The sequence below is a fragment of the Vogesella mureinivorans genome (assembly GCF_007644035.1).
In the GTDB taxonomy this organism is placed as follows: Bacteria; Pseudomonadota; Gammaproteobacteria; order Burkholderiales; family Chromobacteriaceae; genus Vogesella; species Vogesella mureinivorans.
Genome location: NZ_VMTV02000790.1, coordinates 1 through 7,631, shown reverse-complemented (window position 1 = coordinate 7,631; position 7,631 = coordinate 1). Strand labels below are relative to the sequence as shown.

The window sequence follows — 7,631 nt, the reverse complement described above, 5'->3', positions numbered from 1 at the left end:
CGGCTTCGTCACCGCCAGCACCCCGTTGCCAGCCGATGGCAGCACGCTGAGCGTCAGCGCCGTCATCGTCGACGCCGCCGGCAACAGCAGCGCGCCAGGCAGCGACAGCGCCATTGTTGACCTGACCGCACCTGTGCCCACCATCACGCTCAATCCGAACGTGACGGCAGACGACATCATCAATAAAGCCGAATCGAGTCAGCAGATCCCGATAACCGGCACAGTGGGTGGCGATGCCAAGGTGGGCGATACCGTAACGCTTACCGTCAATAACAAGACCTTTACCGGCATCGTTCTTGCTGACAAGAGCTTTAGTATCGATGTTCCGGGTGCCGATCTCGTGGCCGATGCAGACAAAGTTATCGACGCCAAAGTCACCACTACCGACGCAGCAGGTAACCCTGGCAGCGCCACCGCTACCGACAGCTACACCGTCAACCTGAATACCGCTCCCGCTGCCGTAGCGGATACGGCAGGTGTCGTAGAGTCTGGTGGCAATGTGGGTGATAGCGCCTACTTTGCCGGTACCGCCAGTGCCACAGGCAACCTGCTGGCAAACGATACCGACGCAGATGCGGGCGACAGCAAAGCCATGGTGTCTGTTAATGGCAGCACCGTGAATGCCAGTGGCGATACCGTGGTAGCAGGTACCTACGGCACGCTCACCATTAAAGCCGATGGCAGCTACAGCTACGCGCTGGATAACAGCAAAGCAGTGGTTAATACACTGGCTGCGGGGAGTAGCGCAGTCGAGACATTCAACTACGAGATGAGGGATGGTGCCGGTGTTACTTCTAGCAGCAAGCTGGATGTGACCGTGACGGGTAGTAATGATGCACCGCTGTTCACCAGCACGGATATCGTGCCCGCTGATGCGAGTATGCTGGGTTATAACTTCAATAATTTCAAAGTAATGAACTTGAAGTCTAGCAATTACTCTTCGTTGCCAGCTGCCGAGACTAGTAATTTGGATGTGTTTTTTGTAAGGAAATTGTACACAGGGACAAACTTTGGGTCGTCAGGTATTTTTAAGGCGACGGCAGAATCGATTGCTAATAGTAGCGCTATTAATAGTGCAGTCCTGTCGCAGACTAGGCTGGCATTTGATGGCTTTGTTGAAGATGCCGCTTATTCTGCGTCGGAAATTAATGCCCTTAAGGCTTGGGTGACGTCTGGAAATGTACTGATTTCTACAAATGATAATTTCAGTTACGATCCAGTGGCGGCAGGTTTTGGCATGCCAGTTTCTACCTCGGCACCATATCAGGTTGCACTTGGGCAGCATGATTGGACGGTCACTACAATAGCTGCTATCAATGCGACATCTGCGTCGGATAGTGCAAAGGATTTTGCCAAAGCTATTCTTAATGGGCCATTTGGCAATATCGAAGGTAAAGTTTTCCAAAGCTTCGACTATTCAAGCTACTTCCCGGCTAGCCAGATAACTGCAAGTGATGTTGTTATATCTAGGGATGAATTTGGTAACGCTACAGGGTTGATTCGTAGTTTCGGTAGCGGTTATGTATTGTTATTGTCCGATGAAGGGGTGTTTAGAGCCAATATATCCACTGGTAACGTTGTGAGTACAAACAATGATATTTTTGGCGCCAACCTGTTTGCAGCAGCCTCTCAGGTAAATCAGCCTAATCCGGGGATGACGGTAGCTAGCTTGATGGCCAGCAACCCGGTAACCGACGCTGACTTGAACAGCAGCATAAAAGGCTACGCGTTTATCAATGCCAAGGCGTCTTCGTCTAGCAACCACTGGCAATACAGTACTGATGGTGGTGTTACTTGGGTAAATATGGATGCCGCCAGTACCAATAAGGCGCTATTACTACAGCCAAGTAACCTGATTCGCTGGAATGGCATGCCTGGTACGTACACTACGCTAGAGGCAGTGGCGGTGGATAACACAAGCACGGCAGCATTTGATACCACTGCTACCGGTAGCCTGGATGTGAGCTTGCGTGGCGGGAATACACCGTACAGTACCAATGTCGCGGCTTTGAAGGCTAAAGATATCTCGCTGATGCTTAACCCGGTAACCAGTGACGACACCATCAGTCAGGCAGAGCAAGCCCAGACTATTCCGGTAACAGGCAAGGTCGGGGCAGACGTTAATGCAGGCGCTACCGTCACCCTTACCATTAACAACAAAACCTTTATCGGCACAGTACAGGCTGACAAGACATTCAGCATCAATGTGCCGGGTAGCGACCTGGTAGTCGATGCCGACAAGGTCATCGATGCCAAAGTAGTATCGGCTGCGGGTACTGCCACCACGACCGAAGCCTATAGCGTGGATACCACACCGCCTGCGCTTACTGCCAAGCTCGATGCTACTAGCGATAGTGGTACGGTAGGCGATGGCATTACCAACGACACCACCCCGACCATTAGCGGTACCGGAGAGCCAGGCGCCAGCATCATGGTCACCATGCCGGGTACTGGCGAAGTGCTGATTACCACGGTGCAGCCGGATGGTACCTGGAGTGTTACGCCCACGCAGGCACTGGCGAATGGCAGTACAGGCACGGCACAGGTGCAGGCCACCGATGCAGTAGGCAACAGCAGTACAGCGACAGTGGCTCTGACGATAGACAATATGGCCTCACCAGCGCCTGTGGTGACCATCACTACCGATACCAATAACGATGGTTTGATCAGTGCCTCGGAGATTGGTGCGGCTACCACGCTGGCAGTGCGTATTGCCTTGCCAACAGAGGCAAAAGCGGGTGATACGCTGCAGATTAACCTGGGTGCCAGTACGCAGGCCGTGGTGCTGACTGCGGCCAACATTACGGCTGGTGCGGTAACCACAACAGTGGCCAAACCCGCCGAGCAGGCTACTGCAACGGTAAGCGCCACGCTGACAGATGTGGCGGGTAATGTTTCGCCACTATCTTCGGATAGCGCCAAGATGAATGCGTCTGCACCAGAGCTGACTGGTAAAGCCTACGATCCGAATAACGGCCCTGTCTTGTTCCAGGCTAAGGATGGTTCAAATGGTATACAGCCATGGGTAACGGATTTGACCAGTGCTGGTACCAAGGTGTTGAAATATATTGGCTCTGAAGGCAATTTGGCTATGAATGTGGGGACTTCAGCGGGGGCCAATTTCTTTAATATAGGGAATGGCAAAGCGCTGTTCCAGGCCGATGATGGCACCACCGGCCGTGAGCTATGGGTGACTGACGGGTCCGAAGCCGGAACCATACGATTGAAAAACATTATTCCAGGGGCGGAGGGGTCCGAACCTTCACTTAATGGTATGGCCCGTGTGGGTAATGGCAAGGTAGTGTTTGCGGTGAATGGCGGCGAGCTGTGGATAACTGATGGTACGGTGTCCGGTACCGTGCAACTGAAAGATCTTGACACGGGTAGTAGTACGCCGTCGTTTAATGGTAACTCTGTAAGCAGTGAGATAAGAGATTACACACCACCGGGAATTGGTGCTGACTTTACAAGCATTGGTGGCGGCAAGGTAATTTTCCAGGCTAACACCGATGCCAAAGGTGTCGAATTGTGGATAACCGATGGCACGTCAGCGGGTACCCGTTTACTTGCCGATATTAATCCTGGTACCGAGTCATCTAATGCAGGTGGTTTCACCAATCTGGGTAATGGTAAAACGCTGTTTTACGCAAACAATGGCACAAACGGTAACGAGCTGTGGATTACCGATGGCACCACTGCGGGCACCCGGATGGTGAAAGATATCAACACGAGTAGTGATAGCACCCCGTATAGCTTTACTGCCATGGGTAACGGTAAAGCCATGTTTATGGCTAACACCGCGCTGAATGGCCGCGAGCTGTGGGTAACGGATGGTACCGATGCGGGTACTACTTTGGTGAAAGACATTGTGCCGGGTACGGGTAGCTCTCAAAGCCAAAACTATATGAACGACCTGACCGCCATTGGCAATGGCAAGTATCTGTTTAGTGCCATTAACCCGGTAACTAATGGTTTCTCTGTGTGGACCACGGATGGTACAGGGACAGGCACCAAACTGTTGAGAGACTTGGGGACGGGGCCGCAAGTCGGCGCTACGCTCTCGGTAGGTTATTACCCCACCAGCCCGTATATGTTTACCTCGCTGGAGAATGGCTACGCGATATTTGCCGGGGCAACGACGGCACAGGGCAGGGAGCTATGGATAACGGATGGCACCACTACCTCGTTGGTGGCCGATATCAATACTTTGAATGATGCTACGACTCAAAGTAGTTCATTGATATCAGACATCGTTCACCTGGGGGGGGGCAAGGCCATCTTTACTGCCCATAACAGTGCCACGGGGTCCGAGCCAAGGTTGTTTGACTTTAATACCTGGAGCGCACTGAAGGCCGCCGGAACGAGCACGGCAGGGTCGGTAACACTGCTGAAAGATACCAAGGTTGGTATCAGCGGTGCTGAAAATAACTCCCAGGCGCAGGACTATGTGGAGCTGGGTGTCGGCCAGGAAGATGTGCCGTACGTCATCAGCAAAGGTTATCTGCTGCAAGGCTGGACCAGCCCGACTGGCGGCACTCTGAATGCGGCCAACGTTACAGCAGACCATGGCACGGTCAGCCAGCAAGCCGATGGCAGCTATCTGATTACGCCAGAGGCCAACTATAACGGTGCGCTGAAACTAAGTTATGACGTGGTGTCTTCTACCGGGGCCAGTACACCGGCTTCGATGAACTTTACCCTGGCGCCAGAGACCGATATCTTCCGCTACACGCTGGCCGATGTGGGTACTAGCAAGACGGTGATGAACTTTGACACCGCGCCACGCCAGCAGGGTGGCGATGTCTTGGACTTCCGCGATTTGCTGCAAGGTGAGAACAGCGGCTCATTGGAACAGTACCTGCACTTTAGCCATGACAGCAGCGGCACCAATATTGCCGTGTCTAGCCAGGGCAACGGTGTGACGGACTTCAACCTCAAGCTGTCGGGTATCGACATTGTTGGCGGCCTGACTTCGGACCAGCAGGTGATTCAGGACCTGCTGACCAAGAACAAGCTGATCGTCGATTAAGTCATACAGCGTTTGGTAGCAAGGCCCGCTTCGGCGGGCCTTTTCTTTTATGCGCAGTTGATTTTGCTGCGATGCACTATCGATGCAGGGAGCGGTGTAGGGCTGCGGGGTGAGTTTTTCGTATTTTTTATCAATATCTTACATTGATTTTGCGGTTTGCCATGGCGAGATGCAGATGGGCTAGGTTTGCCCATCAGTACAATAGATTGCCTTCTATAAGACTCTCTATAATTTTCCCATCGCAAATAGTCTCTGGAGTTCGACCATGGCTGCCGCTGTCAATGTTGCTCAAGGTAAAGTTGTGTCTCTCACTGGCAAAGTCATCGCCATTGCAGCAGACGGTTCCCAGCGTGTTTTGAAGCTGGGCGACATTGTAGCCACGGGGGAGCGCCTGGTTGTCCCGGCCGACGGCGAGATCGAGCTTCAGAGCAGTAATGGTCATATCGTCAAGATCGCCGAAGCGCGTGATCTCACCATTACCGATGATGTGTTTGGCCTGCAAGCAGCCGACGCCACGGATGCGGCTATCGCCCCATTGAACGCCGACGCACAACAGGTGTTGGCCGCACTTGAAAGCGGGCAAGACCCACTGCAGGGCTTGGAAGACACCGCAGCCGGCCTGGCAGCAGGTGGTGGTGAAGATGGCGGTAACTCGTTTGTGGTGATTGGCCGTGTGGCCGAGAGCATCCAGCCACTGACACTGGATAACCAGATTGATGTAGCCAGCACACAGACTACCCAGACTGCAGATACCACCACAGTTCTGGTAGACGACAGCACGACCGTTACCATCAACAACGTCGGCCCTAGCCGCGACAATACCCCCCTGCTCACGGGTACCGGCGAAGCCGGTGCAACGGTAGTCATCAGCAATGCGGCAGGGCAGGTAATTGCTACTACCGTGGTGGCCAGCAATGGCACCTGGTCTGTGGAGTCTACTGTGGCATTGCCGGATGGCAGCACTGGCTTGACTGCAGTAGCAACCGATACCAGCGGCAACACCGCTAGCAGCGCCGCGACCGCAGTGATTGATACCACCACCACCGTCACTATCGAAAACGTAGGCCCAACGCGTGATACCACGCCATTGCTTAGCGGTACCGGCGAAGCAGGTGCCACTATCGTGGTAAGCGATAAAGACGGTAACGTTATTGGTACCGCTACCGTAGGTACCGATGGCCGCTGGTCGGTAGAGTCCAGCCGCCCGCTGCCTGAAGGTGGCAGCAACCTGACCGTTACCGCTACCGACCCGCTGGGTAATACGGCAAGCAACACCGGCACAGCACAAATCGACACCACCGCACCATTGGCGCCGGTAGTGGTGATTACCGAAGACAGCAATAACGACGGCGTTATTGCCAATGGCGAGCTCGTGGGCAAGGTTGATGTCAGCATCACGCTGCCTGCCGGTACCAACGCGGGTGACGTGCTCACTATCAACAGCGGCACCACCACACAGACCATCACTCTGACTGCCAGCGATATCAGCACTGGCACCGTTGCCATCACGCTGGACCCACCTGTAGAAGGTAGCCAGCTTACTGTTACCGCCACCCTGACCGACCCGGCTGGCAATGTTTCTCCGGAAGGCAAGGACAGCGCGCAAATCAACACCGCAGTCATTGACTACGTGGGTGCCAGCACCACTCCTGGCGAGAGCAGTACAACCGAAGGCAACGACCTTACATTCGAAGTACGTCTTAGCACCAGCAGCACCATTGCCACCACTTTCGACTTCGCGCTGCAAGACGGCACCGCTACCGCTGATGACTACGGCACCGCCACCTTCAGCAATGGCGTGAGCTACGACGCCGCCACCGGCAAGATCACCGTACCAGCCGGCGTCACCAGCTTCACCGTGACCGTACCGACCAGCAACGACACCACCGACGAAGCCGACGAAACCGTCAAGCTGAGCATCGGCGGCAAAGACGCCACCGGTACCATCCTTGATAACGACGGCACGCCGACCATCGAGCACATCGGCAAACCGGACCCGTCTGCGGCCAACCCGAACGACGTGTCCGCCACCGAAGGCAGCGACCTGGCGTTCACCGTCAAGCTGTCTAACGCCAGCAGCACCGCCACCAGCTTCGACTTCGCGCTGAAAGACGGCACCGCTACCGCTGACGACTACGGCAGCGCCACCTTCAGCAATGGCGTGAGCTACGATGCGGCCACCGGCAAGATCACCGTGCCAGCCGGCGTGACCAGCTTCACCGTGACTGTGCCGACCAGCAACGACACCACCGACGAAGCCGACGAAACCGTCAAGCTGAGCATCGGCGGTAAAGACGCTACCGGTACCATCATTGACAACGACGGCACGCCGACTATCGAATCGATCGGTAACAGCGTGGGCACCGGCGACGTATCCGCCACCGAAGGCAGCGACTTGGCCTTCACCGTCAAGCTGAGCAACGCTTCGTCCAGCGCCACTACTTTCGACTTCGCGCTGCAAGACGGCACCGCTACCGCTGACGACTACGGCACCGCTACCTTCAGCAACGGCGTGAGCTACGATGCAGCCACCGGCAAGATCACCGTACCAGCCGGCGTCACCAGCTTCACCGTGACCGTACCGACCAGCAACGACACCACC

At 55.0% G+C, this 7,631-nt stretch carries 2 protein-coding genes; both read left to right on the top strand.

The genetic code is table 11. The features are described from left to right. Positions 1-25: 25 nt before the first annotated feature. Complete coding sequence (locus tag FLQ44_RS18245) at positions 26-5,029, top strand: Ig-like domain-containing protein (RefSeq protein WP_206208978.1); 5,004 nt, start codon at positions 26-28, stop codon at positions 5,027-5,029. 301 nt (positions 5,030-5,330) lie between these two features. Next, a partial coding sequence (locus FLQ44_RS18240; protein WP_170253031.1) for a retention module-containing protein occupies positions 5,331-7,631 on the top strand: 2,301 nt, incomplete at its 3' end.